The 17,287-nt window shown below is 40.2% G+C and carries 15 protein-coding genes; 10 read left to right on the forward strand and 5 right to left on the reverse strand.

The window, feature by feature from the left end; genetic code table 11:
- Positions 1–138: 138 nt before the first annotated feature.
- From lpxD to miaA, 5 genes are read left to right on the forward strand one after another with little or no spacing between them, the layout of a single operon-like run.
- The gene (lpxD, locus tag LO761_RS04500) at positions 139–1,179 is read left to right on the forward strand and encodes a UDP-3-O-(3-hydroxymyristoyl)glucosamine N-acyltransferase (RefSeq protein ID WP_272817141.1); all 1,041 of its coding nucleotides are present in this window, start codon (positions 139–141) and stop codon (positions 1,177–1,179) included.
- Positions 1,180–1,184: 5 nt separating this feature from the next.
- On the forward strand, positions 1,185–2,567 hold the full coding sequence (locus LO761_RS04505; protein ID WP_272817142.1) for a bifunctional UDP-3-O-[3-hydroxymyristoyl] N-acetylglucosamine deacetylase/3-hydroxyacyl-ACP dehydratase: 1,383 nt from the start codon (positions 1,185–1,187) through the stop codon (positions 2,565–2,567).
- 12 nt (positions 2,568–2,579) lie between these two features.
- Positions 2,580–3,347 carry an acyl-ACP--UDP-N-acetylglucosamine O-acyltransferase gene (gene lpxA / locus LO761_RS04510; RefSeq protein ID WP_272817143.1) on the forward strand — a complete coding sequence of 256 codons (768 nt, stop codon included), beginning with the start codon at positions 2,580–2,582 and terminating at the stop codon, positions 3,345–3,347.
- A gap of 29 nt (positions 3,348–3,376) precedes the next feature.
- A complete protein-coding gene (locus LO761_RS04515; protein WP_272817144.1) occupies positions 3,377–3,943 on the forward strand; it encodes an IS1096 element passenger TnpR family protein in 567 nt (188 codons plus the stop codon).
- Between the two features lie 11 nt (positions 3,944–3,954).
- A complete protein-coding gene (gene miaA, locus LO761_RS04520; RefSeq protein WP_272817216.1) occupies positions 3,955–4,854 on the forward strand; it encodes a tRNA (adenosine(37)-N6)-dimethylallyltransferase MiaA in 900 nt (299 codons plus the stop codon).
- A gap of 158 nt (positions 4,855–5,012) precedes the next feature.
- On the opposite strand, the gene LO761_RS04525 is transcribed toward miaA, so the two are convergent.
- The 4 genes from LO761_RS04525 to LO761_RS04540 form a co-directional block, all read right to left on the reverse strand.
- Complete coding sequence (locus LO761_RS04525) at positions 5,013–5,960, reverse strand: DUF6624 domain-containing protein (RefSeq protein WP_272817145.1); 948 nt, start codon at positions 5,958–5,960, stop codon at positions 5,013–5,015.
- 42 nt (positions 5,961–6,002) lie between these two features.
- Entirely contained in the window at positions 6,003–7,664 is a 1,662-nt protein-coding gene (locus LO761_RS04530; protein WP_272817146.1) for a M56 family metallopeptidase, read from the reverse strand.
- Between the two features lie 4 nt (positions 7,665–7,668).
- Positions 7,669–8,037: a BlaI/MecI/CopY family transcriptional regulator gene (locus tag LO761_RS04535; protein WP_272817147.1), complete on the reverse strand. Its 369-nt coding sequence runs from the start codon at positions 8,035–8,037 to the stop codon at positions 7,669–7,671.
- A gap of 316 nt (positions 8,038–8,353) precedes the next feature.
- On the reverse strand, positions 8,354–9,238 hold the full coding sequence (locus LO761_RS04540) for a DMT family transporter (RefSeq protein ID WP_272817148.1): 885 nt from the start codon (positions 9,236–9,238) through the stop codon (positions 8,354–8,356).
- Between the two features lie 176 nt (positions 9,239–9,414).
- Between LO761_RS04540 and LO761_RS04545 the strand changes: the two genes are divergently transcribed.
- From LO761_RS04545 to LO761_RS04560, 4 genes are all read left to right on the forward strand, one after another.
- Complete coding sequence (locus LO761_RS04545; RefSeq protein WP_272817149.1) at positions 9,415–10,644, forward strand: N-acetylmuramoyl-L-alanine amidase family protein; 1,230 nt, start codon at positions 9,415–9,417, stop codon at positions 10,642–10,644.
- 6 nt (positions 10,645–10,650) lie between these two features.
- Positions 10,651–11,559 carry an MlaD family protein gene (locus LO761_RS04550; protein ID WP_272817150.1) on the forward strand — a complete coding sequence of 303 codons (909 nt, stop codon included), beginning with the start codon at positions 10,651–10,653 and terminating at the stop codon, positions 11,557–11,559.
- A 325-nt stretch (positions 11,560–11,884) separates the two neighbouring features.
- Entirely contained in the window at positions 11,885–13,285 is a 1,401-nt protein-coding gene (gene dnaA / locus LO761_RS04555; protein ID WP_272817151.1) for a chromosomal replication initiator protein DnaA, read from the forward strand.
- Between the two features lie 78 nt (positions 13,286–13,363).
- Positions 13,364–13,519, forward strand: coding sequence for a hypothetical protein (locus LO761_RS04560; protein WP_272817152.1), 156 nt, complete (start codon positions 13,364–13,366; stop codon positions 13,517–13,519).
- A gap of 167 nt (positions 13,520–13,686) precedes the next feature.
- Here LO761_RS04560 and LO761_RS04565 read toward each other — a convergent pair whose 3' ends face one another.
- Positions 13,687–14,445, reverse strand: a complete 759-nt coding sequence (locus LO761_RS04565) for an NADPH-dependent oxidoreductase (protein ID WP_272817153.1) — start codon at positions 14,443–14,445, stop codon at positions 13,687–13,689.
- A 289-nt stretch (positions 14,446–14,734) separates the two neighbouring features.
- On the opposite strand from LO761_RS04565, the gene LO761_RS04570 reads away from it, so the two are divergent.
- Positions 14,735–17,272, forward strand: coding sequence for an adenosylcobalamin-dependent ribonucleoside-diphosphate reductase (locus LO761_RS04570; protein WP_272817154.1), 2,538 nt, complete (start codon positions 14,735–14,737; stop codon positions 17,270–17,272).
- Positions 17,273–17,287: the final 15 nt, after the last annotated feature.

Below are 17,287 nucleotides of genomic sequence, written 5' to 3' on the forward strand. Positions count from 1 at the left end.
TTTTAAAAGTTAGTATTACTTAAATAAAAAGATATTATTACGAAAATCTTAAAAAAAAAGATTTATTTTGCATAGTTAACAAAAAAGCCCTATTGATGGGTTAAAAAACGACTTGTCATTATAAGTTTTATTGGAATTATGGAGTTTACAGCCAAACAAATTGCTACATATCTTCAGGGAACCATTGTAGGAGATGAGAACGCAAAGGTTCATACTTTTGCAAAGATTGAAGAAGGTATCCCCGGAGCTATCTCTTTCTTAGCTAATCCAAAGTACACCCATTATATTTACGAGACCCAGTCCACCATTGTGTTGGTTAACAACGATTTCGTTCCGGAACAGGAGGTGAAAGCTACACTCATCAAGGTAGTCAATGCATACGATAGTCTGGCACAACTACTAAACATGTATGAAGCAAGCAAGCCAAAACTGAAAGGAATCAGTCCGTTGGCATCTATTGCCGCAAGCGCAAAGATTGGCAAGGATGTATATATTGGTCCGTTTGCCTCTATCGGTGAAGGGGCTGAGGTAAGCGATAATACACAAATCTATCCGCATGTCACTATTTGCGAGAACGCAAAAGTAGGCAGCAACACCATACTTTATCCGAGTGTAACCATCTACCATGATTGTCGCGTGGGAAACAATTGTATTCTTCATGCCGGCTGCGTTATCGGATCCGACGGATTCGGATTTGCTCCAAATGAGAAAGGATACGATAAGATTCCTCAGATTGGAATTGTCATAATAGAGGATGATGTGGAGATTGGCGCAAATACATGCGTTGACCGTTCAACAATGGGCGCGACAGTCATTCACAAAGGAGTGAAACTGGATAATCTTATTCAGGTGGCTCACAATGTGGAGATAGGCAGCCATACCGTTATGGCCGCTCAAGTAGGCATCGCAGGCTCTACTAAGATTGGAGAGTGGTGTATGTTTGGAGGTCAAGTAGGAATGGCCGGACATATCAAGATAGGTGACAAAGTGAACTGCGGGGCGCAAGCCGGCATCACCGGAAATACAAAATCGGGAGTAACCATCATTGGCTCTCCGGCTATTGAGGCGAAGAATTTTGTAAAGTCATCTATTTATTTCAAGCATCTTCCTGAAATGGCTCAAGAAATAGCCGATTTGAAAAAAGAAATAGATACATTAAAAGAACAAATAAAAAAATGAACCCCATGTTGAAACAGCAGACGTTGAAAGGAAGTTTTTCTTTAAACGGGAAAGGACTTCATACGGGAGTGAACTATACGGTGACCTTTAATCCGGCACCGGACAACCACGGGTATAAGATTCAACGAATTGACCTTGACGGTCAGCCTACTATAGATGCAGTAGCCGAAAACGTAGTAGATACTACCCGCGGCACTGTAATTGAGAAAAATGGAGTAAAAGTCAGTACCATCGAGCATGCCATGGCTGCACTTTATGCCTTAGGCGTAGACAACTGCCTTATTCAAGTAAATGGCCCGGAATTCCCTATTCTGGACGGTAGCGCAAAATACTTCGTAGAAGCTATCCAGCGCATCGGACTGGTAGAGCAGAGTGCTGTTAAGGACTTCTATATTATCAAATCGAAAATTGAATTTCGAGATGAAGAAAAAGGATCTTCCATTATCGTCTTACCGGATGACAGTTTCAGTATCAATGCATTAATCTCTTACGACTCAAAAATACTTTCAAACCAATACGCTACCTTGGAGGATATGAAAAAATTCCCTACTGAGATAGCGGCTGCACGTACCTTTGTCTTCGTTCGTGAAATAGAACCGTTGCTAAATGCCGGTCTTATCAAGGGTGGAGACTTGGACAACGCAATTGTTATCTACGAGAGAGAGATGACGCAGGAGAATTACGATAAACTGGCCGACGTGATGGGGGTTCAGCATAAAGACGCTACTAAAATAGGATACATCAATAATGATCCTTTGGTTTGGGATAACGAACCTGCACGTCATAAATTACTTGATATCATCGGTGATATGGCACTGATAGGGAAGCCTATTATCGGACGAATCATAGCAACCCGCCCCGGACATACCATCAATAATCAATTTGCCCGTCGTATGCGTAAGGAGATTCGACTGCACGAGATTCAGGCACCTATATATAATATGAACGAATCACCGGTAATTGACAACAACAGAATTCGTCAGTTACTGCCTCATCGCTACCCATTCCAATTGATTGATAAAGTCATTGCTATGGGTGCTAATTATATTGTAGGTGTGAAAAATGTCACTGCCAACGAACCATTCTTCCAGGGACATTTCCCCAACGAACCTGTCATGCCGGGAGTGCTTCAAATAGAAGCGATGGCACAATGTGGTGGCGTACTCGTATTGAATTCTCTCGACGATCCCGAACGTTACTCTACTTACTTCCTGAAAATTGACGATGTCAAGTTCCGCCAGAAAGTAGTACCGGGGGACACTCTCCTGTTCCGTGTTGAATTATTAGCACCTATCCGTCATGGCATTTCCTCGATGAAAGGCTATGGATTTGTAGGAGAAAAAATAGCATGTGAAGCAACATTCACTGCTCAGATTACTAAAAAATAAAATAGATATGTAATGATTAGTCCTTTAGCTTATATTGATCCGGACGCAAAAATCGGGCAAAATGTAGAGATCGGTCCTTTTTGTTTTATTGACAAGAACGTTGTCATCGGCGACAATAATGTTATAATGGCCAATGTTACCATCCTTTATGGTGCCCGAATTGGAAACGGAAACACAATCTTCCCCGGCGCAGTCATCAGTGCCATTCCACAAGACTTAAAGTTCAAAGGTGAAGAGACAACTGCAGAGATTGGCGATAACAACCGTATCCGTGAAAACGTGACCATCAACCGTGGTACTGTCGCTAAAGGTAAAACAGTAATTGGCAGCAACAACTTACTCATGGAAAGTGCTCATGTCGCCCACGATGTCATTGTAGGGAATCGTTGTATCATTGGCAATTCTACCAAGATGGGTGGAGAAGTTATTATTGACGACGATGCCATTGTTAGCGCCAACGTGCTCATGCATCAGTTCTGCCATGTAGCGAGTTTTGTCATGATTCAGGGGGGATGCAGATTCAGCAAAGATATTCCTCCTTATATTATTGCAGGGAGGGAGCCTATTGAATACTCAGGCATTAACCTGGTAGGATTACGCAGACACGGTTTCTCTAACGAACTGATTGAGAATATCCATAACGCTTACCGACTGATCTATCAGAGCGGACAAAACGTATCGGATGCACTCCATGAGGTACGCCATGAAATTCCGATGAGTAAGGAAATAGAATATATCATTTCATTTATAGAAAAATCAGAAAGAGGCATTATAAAATAACCTAAAACAAACAGATAACGTATTAAAGTATGGTTTACAAATTTACAATACTCTCCGACGAAGTTGACGATTTTGTCAGAGTAATTAAAATAGATGCTGATGCTACTTTCTATGACTTTCATAAAGCCATACTGAAAGCATGTGGTTACAAAGATGACCAGATGACTTCCTTCTTTATTTGTGAGGACGACTGGGAAAAACGTGAAGAAATTACCTTAGAAGATATGGGAAAAAGTTCTTCAGAAGAGGATGTATTCATTATGAAGGATACAAAAATCAATGATTTGGTGGAAGATGAAAAGCAAAAACTGATTTATGTATTCGATCCGCTGACCGAACGTTCACTCTTTATTGAACTTTCTGAAATTATCCCCGGAAAAGATCTTCTTAAAGCTGAAATAGCCCGAAAGGAAGGCAAAGCTCCCATTCAAACCGTTGACTTTGAGACCGCGATGGAAAAAACATTAAAGAATCGGATGGATAATGATGATCTGGATGACAGCCTTTACGGCGACAAGGATTTTAATGATGATGAGCTTGATTTGGATGGCTTCAATATCAGTGAAGGTAATCCGTATGATGATTCTAACTATTAATTAAGAACGACATAAAAAATCTTATTGTTCTTATAGGACCTACAGCGGTTGGCAAGACTGATCTCAGTCTGACAATCGCTGATACTTTTCAAACCGATATCATCTCTGCCGACTCCCGACAGATTTATAAAGATTTGAAAATTGGAACAGCTGCGCCCATGCCCAAACAATTGGCCATGGCAAAGCATCACTTTGTGGGAATACTCGACTTAAAAGACTATTACAGTGCCGCTCAATACGAATCGGATGTACTAAAACTTCTTGACAACCTATTTAAAGAACACGACATACAACTGCTTACCGGTGGTTCCATGATGTATATTGACGCAGTATGCAAAGGTATTGATGAGATTCCTACTGTTGATAATGAAACACGACAAATGATGATGAAGAAGTATCAAAAGGAAGGGCTGGAAAAACTGCGTGATGAACTGAAACTTCTTGACCCGATACATTATAATAAGGTAGATTTAGAAAATCAGAAGCGGGTAATCCATGCGCTGGAAATTTGTTATATGACAGGAAAACCATATTCTTCCTTTCTCACTGGTCAGATAAAGAAACGTCCGTTCCGCATCATTAAAATCGGACTCTACAGAGAACGTGCAGAACTGTTCAACCGCGTCAACCGGAGAGTAGATGAGATGATGGATGATGGTTTACTTGATGAAGTCAAACGCGTTTATAAATATAAAGAATTGAACTCACTGAATACGGTAGGATATAAGGAACTCTTTGCTTACTTGGACGGGCAATGGCCGTTAGAAACCGCAGTTGAGAAAATTAAACGAAATACCCGCATTTATGCCAAAAAACAAATGACATGGTTTAAACGCGATGCGGACATTCATTGGTTCCATCCGGAACAGAAAAAAGAGATTCTACAGTATATAAAAGATACTATCCACTAACTTATATAACAAAAAACAGGACCTTCACAAGTCCTGTCTCCTTCATATTCTATTACTAACTTCTTAAACCGCTATAATTCCTTTTATACAGATTATCAGATATAGTTTTACTCTTACTTTATGAACGATAAAACTGAAAATGATAATCGAACAAGGATTTATTTTCCTCTTACAATTCCCATCGTCTGTAGATATTCCGCTAACGGAATCATGCCGACTGACTTTCTCCATTCATCCACTTTTGCAGGATTCTGCAATTTGTAAAGACGCATCTTTCCATCATTGCCCTCTTTCAGTTGAGATCCATATTTCTGCGGTTTTCCTTCAAACACATTGATACGATCCTCCATCATGGCCACATGAGCTTGTGCAATTTCACCTTTATCTGCTGCAATACGAAATTGCGACAAGTATTTCTTCTGCAACTCAACCGGAGAATGTTGTATCACCAACCAGAATACTTCACAGGCTTCGCCCACTTTATCTTTTCCTACGAATCCTCTGGTATCCAAAATATTACATATTTTCTTCTGATTCAAACTATCCACTCGCAAAAGTACTTTGAATAAAGAATCTGCCATAGCCTTGTCATCAGCGTGCCGCTGAGAATGTGCCATCAATTCATAACGGATACACTGATCTGATCTGCCTATCTCCAATAATTCTTTACGCAAAGGGATATCATAATCAGCTTCATGCTTAGTTTTACGTATCAGCATTTCATTGGCAAATACAGCCCACCTGCTATCCTCATGAAGAGACATCAAGTCCTTGTCTGCGTCAAAATCGGATATATACCATTCCGTATCCCTTTTCAGTCTCTCATTCAAAAAGTAATAAGCTCCATCCTTATCGTCCGTCAACGCATAAACACAGGCCGCATTATATAAATGATTGTTCTGAACGCAATTTTCTATTTGAAATGCACTGGCAAAGAAACGCTTAGCATCTTCATAATTCTGTCGCATATAACATGAATCAGCCTTGGCAATCAATATAGTATATTGCTCATTATCTCCTAATTGCTTCGTGCTCTGTGCCGGTATAGCGACAGAAAAAGAAAAATATAAAAATATTGCGCTGATTATAAAACGTATATTATGCATATATTCTAATAGTATAGCGACCAAAATTATTACAAAACATTCCTATTGCAAGCTGAAAGTAACCGGCATGGTATATTTTACCCTCACGTTCTGCCCTCTTTGCTTTCCCGGTTCCCATTTAGGCATGCTCTTTATCACGCGAACAGCTTCAGCATCGAGCAGTGGATCAACACCTCTTACAACCTTCACATTACTGATACTGCCGTCTTTTTCTACCACATACTGAACAATCACTCGTCCTCGGATACCTTTGTTATAGGCCTCAGCAGGATACTTCACATTCTTTGCCAAATATTCCTGCGCAGCAGATGGTCCACCCGGAAATTTCGGCATCTCCTCTACTACTGTGAATTCCTGATCGGGGGAAACAACCTGAGGAGTAGAGCCGGAAGTCTGTCTATTCACAGCATCACTGTTTTTATTTAAACGGAAAGTGACAGGAATAGTGTAATATACTCTCACATTCTGCCCTCTCTGCTTCCCCGGTTTCCACTTAGGCATCATAGCTATCACCCGTTTTGCTTCTGCGTCTATCTCCGGGTCAACACCTCTTACAATCTGAATATTCGAAATTTCACCATCTTTCCCCACGATATACTGAGCTATTACCCTGCCTTCAATGCCATTCTTCTTCGCATTCTCAGGATACTTAATGTTATCCCCAAGGAATTTCATACACGCGTCCGTTCCTCCGGGATATTCCGGCATTTCCTCTACAATCCGAAAAACTTGTGAGGTATCTTCTTTAACTACTTCATTTTTTACACTCTCCGACTTGATTAAATCGGAAATTTCACTAACTTTGCTGTTGGAAATTTCATTCAGACTTGAAGAAACCTCCGGACGGGCGAAAGCAGTCACAGCAAGAGCTGCCAATGGAAGTACATATAAGCACTTCAACATAGCCCATTTGTTTGATTTTCTTTTACACATCATAGTAATTCGTTTTTTTAATGAATTATGATTGAAGCTGTTGGCCATAGAGTAGAGCCTTGTGCCGACAGCTTTTTCTATTAATAATAATTGATATTTTCTTGCGTCCACCCCCTTACGAATCACCGCTTCATCGGCTTCGTACTCATGAATATTCTGCAACTCCTGCTTTAACAACCAAATGGCCGGATTAAACCACTGGAGTACAATACAAATGTCGATTATCAGAATATCAATAGAATGACGCATGTGGATATGAGCTTTCTCGTGTGTGATTACCGTCGATGCATTCTCTGCATAATCCTTACGCGACAAAACGACGTAATTCATCCAACTAAACGGAGAAAAACGTTCGTCATTGTAGACTAAAACTTTCACCCCATCAGCATCGCTCATACATTCCCCTTTCCGGAACAGACGAAACATCTGAATCAAGGAAATCAGCTTATATACAGCAAAAAACACTACACCCAAAAAGTAAACAGACAGCACGATGCTCTGCCAATGAAAGACAGGAGTCTCCTCTTCTATCACTTCAGTATGCTGAAACTCCATCATTTCTTCGAATGTAAGAAGCGACCGATTCAAGTCGGTGGAGTAATATGCTGTCAGCTCTATACAAGGAATGATACACGAAGTCACCACCATTGCCAACAGTACAACACGATTGAACCGATGGAACGTTTCCTTGCTGAGCAATAACCTGTAAAACAGATAAAATACAACAAGGCAGACAGCTGTTTTCAGCATATATACAAAGAATGCTCCCATCGTTTTACTTCTTTTTATTCGACTCTTCTACCTCATGAATCAACTGTTTCAAATCATCCACCGATAAATCTTCTGCCTTCACCAGCGATGACACAGCTCCCAAATAAGAATTGTTGAAGTACTTACTAATGACATTCTTCAGCGTACCTTTCTTGAACTCATCGCGTGTAATGGCCACCTCGTACAAATAAGTATTGCCATATACACGATGCTTCAGAAATCCCTTCTCGTCAAGTCCGCGAACCACAGTAGATGCCGTATTTACATGTGGTTTCGGGTCGGGATATAACTGAACCAAATCTTTCACAAACATGGAACCTTTCTCCCAGAAAAATTCCATTGCTTCTTCCTCTTTTGCTGTTAATCTTTTCATCTTTCCATATTTTCTCTTTGCAAATAAACTAAATAATTTAGTTTGTTAGCTAAATATTTTAGTTAATAAACTATAAAATCTCATTTGCTTTTATTTAAAGCATACTGACCGATATAGAAAAGCTGATCCGGTGATTTGATAATCGGATGAAGTAATACCGACGAACGAGCTAATTCATCAGAAAATTTTTTCGTTTCACCTATGTGATTCATTTGTTTCACCTATGTGATTCACTTGTTTCACCTATGTGAAACAAATAAATTATCCGCATGAGTTAAACGATTCATCCGCATGATTTCATCTACTCATAAGTTGCTTATGCCTTTGTTCCCTTTCCGGCACAGAAAACACCGGCAAGAATAAGAAAACAACCAATATAAGAAATAATATTCATGGGTTCGTGAAGAAAAATAGCCGAAGCAATCATCGTACTGACAGGGTTTAAATAGATGTAATTGGTTACGCGAAGGGCTCCTAACTTTTTAATCACCCAACTCCACACTAAAAAACAGATGAAAGAGGCTACGACCGCCAAAAACAGATAATTGACCAACGTTGACGGACGAAAGAATCCAGACAAAGGAAACTGCCAAGGCATAAAAATAAAAATAGGCAATACAGACATAATGCCGTAGAAAAACACTTTCCGAGTGATAAACACAGCACTGTAACGACCAGATAACTTCTTGATAAGCAGACTGTACACCGCCCAAGCAACAGACGCCGTAAGTGCTAAAACATCTCCTATCGGATTCAATTTCAGCACAAAATGCCCGTTAAAAATAACCATTCCCACTCCTATCAACGCAATAACAGAACCTACCATCAACATAACAGTCGCCTTTACCTCTTTATATACGGCGATGGCCATGAGCGTAGCAATGAGTGGGGAACTACATACGATAAACGAGACATTATTCACGAGCGTATAAGTGAGAGCCGTATTTTCGGCTACGAAATAAAGCGACCCACCGGTTATTCCCAGCAAAAATAGTAAAAACTCATCTTTTAAATTGACAGCAAAAAGCTTTCTTGGAGAAATAAACCAAATACAGATGTATGCCAGAAAGAAACGAGCAAGAAATAGTTCGTGTGCCTGAAGACCCTGATTCAATAGAATCTTCGAGTTGATAAACGTAACACCCCAGATGACAACCGTGAGTATGGCAATGATATGATATAATAGTGCCTTGTGCTTCATTTTGTCCGTTAAAGTGTTGCAAAATTACAACAAAAAACAGAAAGTATATCCTATACCACTCTCAAATAGTAGGACTTTTTTATTTATTTTTTAATTGAAGATATTGTTAAACAACAATTAATATAACATCTTGAATTTTATAAATTAAAATAATTACCTTTGCAGCGCGTAAAAGAATGAAATTCAAAGTACTGCATAAAATACTACTTGTAGGGCTTCTCTGCCTAACCGCTTCACTTCATTGTTCAACAGCTGAAGCAAAAGATTTTGTTGTCGTCATTGATGCCGGCCATGGAGGTCATGACCCCGGAGCAATAGGACGTAAAGGAAAAGAAAAAGAAATCAATCTGGTAGTCGCTTTAAAGTTAGGTAAGCTCATTGAACGCAATTGCAAGAATGTGAAAGTAATCTATACTCGTAAAAAAGATGTGTTTGTAACCCTGAACGGACGTGCCGACATTGCCAACAAAGCAAAAGCCGACTTGTTCATATCCATTCATACCAACTCCATGCCCAAAGGACACCAGTCAACACAGGGCGCAGAGACTTATACTCTCGGTCTGCATCGCACGGCCGACAATCTGAATGTGGCAAAGCGTGAGAATTCCGTTATTCTTATTGAAGACAACTATCAGCAACGATACGCCGGCTTTAATCCGAACTCTTCGGAAAGCTATATCATCTTCGAGTTCATACAAGACAAATATATGAAACAAAGTGTCCGATTGGCCACACTTATTCAAAAACAGTTCCGTAACTACGCGAAACGACCGGACAAAGGTGTCCATCAGGCTGGCTTTTTGGTGCTACGCGAAACGTATATGCCAAGCGTACTGATAGAATTAGGCTACATCTCTTCTCCCACAGAAGAAAATTATTTGCTTTCCGACGCAGGGACATCAGCTTTAGCCAACAGTATATATAATGCTTTCGTGAGCTATAAACAGGAACATGACGCAGAATCACATGATAAATCTATCCCCGACGCAATCTATGTTCCTGTACAGCCGGAGACTGTGGAAAGCCCAACCAACGACAGCACAACCGAAATCATCACTCCCGATACCGCTATAGACCGGTCGGCACAAAAGAAAATTATCAAAACGACTCCGGTTGCCGTATCGGATACAGACAGACCAATTTTCAAAATACAATTTTATATTTCATCGGAAAAACTTTCAAAGGGAAATCCCAAGTTCAAAGGCCTTTCTCCGGTGAACTATTATAAAGAAGATGGCATATATAAGTACACATACGGTGAGAACGCCGATTATAATAAAGTATATAAAGTTTTCAAGGAAGTACGTGCCAAATTCAAAGACGCGTTCATCATTGCCACGAAGAACGGAAAGAAGGTGAATGTGCACGAGGCCATCAATGAATTCAAAAGAAACCGAAATAAATAAGTATATATGAGAAAAGAAATTAAGATAGGATTACTTGCCATCGTAGCATTCGCCTGTCTCATTATCGGCATCAATTATCTGAAGGGCATCAACCTCTTCAAGGTGACGAACCATTACTATGTTTCATTCGACAATGTTGCCGGTGTCACCCTTTCCAGTCCGGTTTTCGCCAACGGCTACCAAATTGGTCTGGTGCAAAGCATCAACTTCGATTATAAAAAACTTGGCAAGACATACATTGAAGTAAAATGCGATAAAAGTGTACGCATTCCGGAAGGAAGCTACGGAGAATTAGTAACAGAGCTACTGGGTGGTGTAAAAATGAATATCATTGTAGATCCGGCTAATCGCAGTAAATACCTTGCAAGCGGTGATACGCTGACAGGCAGACTGAACCAAGGACTGATGGACATAGCGCAAAAAGAGCTGGTGCCGAAGTTGCAGGTGACGATGGAAAGACTCGACACACTGTTGGCATCGTTGAATACGTTGATCAATGATCCGGCACTGTCGGGAACGCTAAAGAATGCCAATCAGATTACATCAAACTTGACTGCCACAACCATCAAACTAAACACATTACTTTCGAATGATATCCCTGCCATTACCGGTAACCTGTCGCATATAACCAACAATTTTGCGGCCATTTCGGATAATCTGAAAAAAATAGATTACGCTTCCACCCTTAATAAGGTAGACGCCACGTTAGCCAACGTGCAATTACTCACAGAAAAAATGAACCGTCAGGATAACACATTGGGATTACTTTTAAATGATACCGGCGTATACGATAATTTAAACAGGACAACAGCTAATGCGGCCTCCTTACTTCAGGATTTGAAAAACCATCCGAAACGTTATGTCCATTTCTCACTTTTCGGGAAAAAAGACAAACCTGCTAACGATATAAAATAGAATTAATCTAAATAACGATTTTATTTTATAAAAGGAAGAAGCATGTAATATCAAAGCATTTAAGGACGTTTCTTTGTTTCGAACAAAGAGCGTCCTTTTTCTTTTTCATTGACAACAGAGTTCGCCAAACACTTTAAGATCAGTACCTTTGAAAATAACAAATCTTTTTTTCACCCCCCTATTACATAATCAATTAATAAACAACTGAAAGTAAACGACTTATTCTTTTTCTCTTATTTGCAAGGAAAAGAACATTTTTATTTTTCAAAAAACTTTCCGTCATTTGTAGTATAGAAGTTTCGTTTATTAGAATTTAGATAGTAATATGAATGATAAAGAACACGTCGCACTCTGGAACCGCTGTTTACAGTTTATAAAAGATAACGGTATCAATGAGACGGCTTTTAATACATGGTTCAATAACATTCGCCCTTTGAAGTATGAGAACAAAACCTTAACACTTGGGGTACCAAGTCCATTCTTCATCGAATATTTAGAGGAGAATTACTTAGGGGTATTAAGTGAGGCATTACATAAGGAGATTGGAAATGATGCCAAATTAATGTACCATGTATTAACCGATAGTACAAGTAATCAATACGTTGATTACCCGGGGAGTAACCGTTCGGCAGCTGTAACAGTGAAGCCTATAAAAGATGTCAATAAATCTCCCGACCCTTTAAAATCTCCGGAAGTTCAGGATCTGGATTCACATTTGAATCCGGACTATAATTTCGAGACTTTCATTAAAGGTACGAGCAATGAGCTTTCGCGTACAGCAGGAGAAGCCATCGCACAGCATCCGGCAAAATCATTTAACCCGCTGTTCCTATTCGGGCCATCGGGGGTAGGAAAAACTCATTTGGCCAATGCTGTTGGAACACGCATTAAAGAGCTGTATCCGGAAAAGAGAGTATTGTATGTATCTGCACATCTTTTCATGATTCAGTATACCGATGCTGTCCGCACCAATAACTCGAACAATTTCATCAACTTCTATCAGAGCATAGATGTTCTGATACTCGATGATGTTCAGGAATTTACAGGGAAGACTCAGACCCAAAACACGTTCTTCCACATCTTCAACCATCTACACCAGAACGGAAAGCAGCTGATAATGACTTGCGACCGCCCTCCGATGATGCTTCAAGGTATGGAAGACCGCCTTTTGACTCGCTTTAAGGGTGGATTGGTCGCCGAAATGTATAAACCTGATCTGGAGTTGAGAAGAAATATCCTGCGTAATAAAATCTGTCGTGACGGTTTGACCATCCCCGATGAGGTAATAAACTACATTGCCGAGAACGTGGAAGAGAGTGTACGTGAGCTGGAAGGAATCATCAACTCCCTCCTCGCACAGTCCATCATCTTTAAACGTGATATTGACCTCAGTTTGGCTGAACGGATTGTCCACAAGGCTGTCAAGATGGTAAACAAAAACATTACTATCGAGGAAATTATTCAGAAAGTATGCAGTCACTTCGGCATGGAGGAATCTGCAATTCATGCAAAGAGTCGTAAACGCGAACTGGTACAAGCCCGACAGATAGCCATGTATTTAGCAAAGAAACACACCGACAACTCTACGTCGAAAATCGGTTTAATCATTGGCAGAAAAGACCATGCCACTGTTTTACATGCGTGCAGAATGGTTGAGAATCAAGCACAAGTTGACAAGGTATTTAAGAGTGAACTGGATGAAATTGAATCATCTTTGAAGAAATAAATGACTTAGTCGTAGACCTAATAATAAGAGAGTATGCCCGAACAGACATACTCTCTTATTTATTTTAACAGGAATTCGATGAAACAACAAAACTATGAGAATACCCGCGAAGGTAAAATACGTCCTTATGGAATGTTTAAACGATGTCTTTCCTCTTTCGTCAAATTCATTAAATTTATCATCAAGATGACCGGTAAAAGTGATATGCGCCAATCGTTCAACTCATGCGGATGAATCGTTCAACTCATACGCATGAACCGTTCAACTCATACGCATGAACCGTTCAACTCATGCGGATGAACCGTTCAACTCATACGCATGAATTGATCTACTCATACAGATGACTTTAGCAACTCATACATATCGCGCCAACATTTTATTTTGACATGCCTCTCTGCTGATTATTTTAAAAATCCCTGCCTTTTAAGTGTCTTTATAAACTGATCGGACATAAATTCATTGTCCGATTTCTTATAACGTACATCGGTAAACACTTGAGCCAATGTCGCTTTATCGTTTTCTTTCATAAATTGATGGTTCTCAGGAAGTGACTCCTTATAAGCATAAATACGATTTATATCTTCACCGGTGTAATCATGATAAGTCTCCTGATGAATAAGTCCTTCGACAGGCAAACGATCTGTCTGAGCAGGATTCTCAGCCGGATAGCCGACCGTGATAGTTGATATCGGCATAACCAGTTTGGGAAGTTTCAACAAATCAATAATCGGGTCAGGATTATAAATAGTGGTACCTAAATAACATAGTCCCAGCCCATTTGCCTCTGCTAACGTACAGAAATTCTGAACGACAAGTAGCGCGTCTGACATAGCGTTAAGGAAAGACAATAAATTATCATAACCGGGAACTGCATCCCGTTCGGCACACCATTGACTAAAACGATTAAAGTCGGCACAGAAAGTAAGCACTACGGAAGCTCCGGTAACCATCGGTTGCCGGAAATGAGCAGGGGCTAATTTCTCTTTCATCTTCTTATCGCGAGTAACAATAACACTATAAAGTTGCATATTACCCATCGTAGCTGCCCTAAACGATTCTTCAAGCAAATCATTCAACAAGTCATCGGAGATTTCCTGATCGGAATATTTTCGTATACTTCGACGATTTTGAATAAAATCCAAGTGTTTCATATCTTCCATATTTTTCACAAAGATAATGACAATCAAATATAAATTCAAAAAAACAAGAAATCTTTTCGGCATACAAGTTTTCAAAAAGAGAAACAATCGGCCAGAAGTAAAATTCATTTCGCTTTGACAATCAAGTTAATAACTCTCTTTAATAGAAAACTTTCAAATTGTTGATAACTTTTTAATGATTTGTTTTGTAAAAATCAAAATCGTCTATAGCTTTGCAAAGTCATTCAGAAAAACATAAACGAAACTTCTATTATTATAGTTTATGTTTTATTTTCTTTATATATAAAAAGTGGAAAAGCAAAGTTATACTTACGATGAAGCTTACGAAGCTACACTAAAATACTTCGATGGTGATGAACTTGCGGCACGTGTCTGGGTCAACAAATACGCTCTAAAAGATTCTTTTGGACATATTTTCGAAAAGACTCCGACTGACATGCACTGGCGTATCGCTAATGAGCTCGCACGTATTGAAAAGAAATATCCTAACGGGTTGAGTGCTCAAGAGCTCTTCGACCTGATGGATCATTTCCGTTATATTGTTCCTCAAGGAAGTCCGATGACCGGCATTGGCAATGAATACCAAGTCGCTTCCCTTTCCAACTGTTTCGTTATTGGTATTGAGGGGGCTTCCGATTCTTACGGAGCCATCATGAAGATTGACGAGGAGCAAGTACAATTAATGAAACGTCGTGGCGGTGTAGGTCACGACATGTCGGATATTCGCCCGAAAGGTTCGCCGGTAAAGAACTCAGCGCTTACCTCTACAGGATTAGTTCCATTCATGGAACGCTATTCAAACTCAACACGGGAAGTCGCGCAAGACGGTCGTCGCGGAGCATTGATGCTAAGTGTATCCATCAAACATCCGGATTCCGAATCGTTTATCGACGCAAAGATGACAGAGGGAAAAGTAACCGGTGCAAACGTTTCAGTTAAGTTGGATGATGAGTTCATGGAAGCAGCCATCGAAGGAAAGCCATACGTACAGCAGTATCCTATTGACTCTCCGATGCCTGTTTATTCAAAAGAAATAGATGCTCAAGCATTATGGAAAAAAATTGTTCACAATGCATGGAAGTCGGCAGAACCGGGAGTACTCTTTTGGGATACCATCATCCGCGAGTCGGTACCTGATTGCTATGCCGACCTCGGTTACAAGACTATTTCTACCAATCCGTGTGGTGAAATTCCGCTTTGCCCTTACGACTCGTGCCGTCTGTTGGCTATGAACCTCTACTTTTATGTTCAAAAACCATTTACCAAGGATGCATACTTCGATTTCGATTTGTTCAAAAAACATGTTATTCTTGCTCAGCGCATTATGGATGACATCATTGATTTGGAAGAAGAGAAAATTGATAAGATTCTCGCTAAGATTGAGGCAGATCCGGAAAGTGATGAAGTAAAATATACAGAGCATCATCTGTGGGAAAAGATAAAGAAAAAGACTATTGAAGGCAGACGTACCGGTGTAGGCATCACCGCCGAAGGAGATATGATTGCCGCAATGGGACTCCGCTACGGAACAGAGGAAGCTACCGACTTTGCGGAAAACGTTCATAAAACAGTTGCGCTATCAGCCTATCGTTCATCGGTTGAGATGGCTAAAGAACGGGGGGCTTTTACTGTCTATGATACTAAACGAGAAAAGAACAATCCTTTCATTATCCGGCTCAAGAATGCCGACCATGAATTGTATGAAGACATGGTTAAATATGGACGGCGTAACATTGCCTGTCTGACCATTGCTCCTACCGGTACCACAAGTCTGATGACTCAAACCACTTCAGGCATAGAGCCGGTCTTTATGCCTGTCTACAAACGTCGTCGTAAAGTTAACCCCAACGACGAGGAAGTACATGTAGATTTTGTCGATGAAACAGGTGACGCATTCGAAGAATATATCGTTTATCACCAGAAATTCCTGAAATGGATGGATGTCAACGGATACGATAAAACCAAACGTTACACCCAAGAAGAAATTGACGAACTGGTTGCCCAATCTCCTTATTATAAAGCTACTGCCAACGATGTCGATTGGATGGAAAAAGTAAAGATGCAAGGACGTATCCAGAAATGGGTTGATCATAGCATTAGTGTTACTATTAATCTGCCGGCAAACGTAGACGAGGACTTAGTTAACCGACTATATATTGAAGCATGGAAATGCGGATGTAAAGGATGTACCGTTTATCGTGACGGATCGCGTGCCGGTGTTTTAGTCGCAGCCTCAAAAGAAGAAAAAAAAATGATTCCGGAATGTAAACAACCGGAAGTTGTCGAAGTCCGTCCGAAGTCATTGGAGGCTGACGTTATCCGTTTCCAGAATAACAAAGAGAAATGGGTTGCTTTCGTCGGTCTGTTAGATGGTCGCCCTTACGAAATCTTTACCGGTTTGCAGGATGATGATGAAGGAATCCTTCTTCCAAAATCTGTCACCAAAGGACGTATAGTCAAAAACATCGACGATGACGGTTATAAGCATTACGATTTTCAGTTTGAGAACAAACGCGGATACAAAACTACGATTGAAGGTTTGTCCGAGAAGTTCAACAAAGAATACTGGAACTACGCCAAACTCATTTCCGGCGTCCTCCGTTGGCGCATGCCTATCGACCGTGTAATCAAGTTAGTCGATTCATTACAACTCGACAGCGAGAGTATCAATACATGGAAAAACGGGGTTGAACGTGCGCTGAAGAAATACGTGATGGATGGAACAAAAGCGGAAGGAATGACTTGTCCTAATTGCGGACATGAAAGTCTGATTTATCAAGAAGGTTGCCTGATTTGCAAAAATTGTGGAGCATCAAGATGTGGTTAATTACTATCTAAAATA

Origin of the sequence: Phocaeicola oris (assembly GCF_021295095.1) — a bacterium.
Taxonomy (GTDB): Bacteria; Bacteroidota; Bacteroidia; order Bacteroidales; family Bacteroidaceae; genus Phocaeicola; species Phocaeicola oris.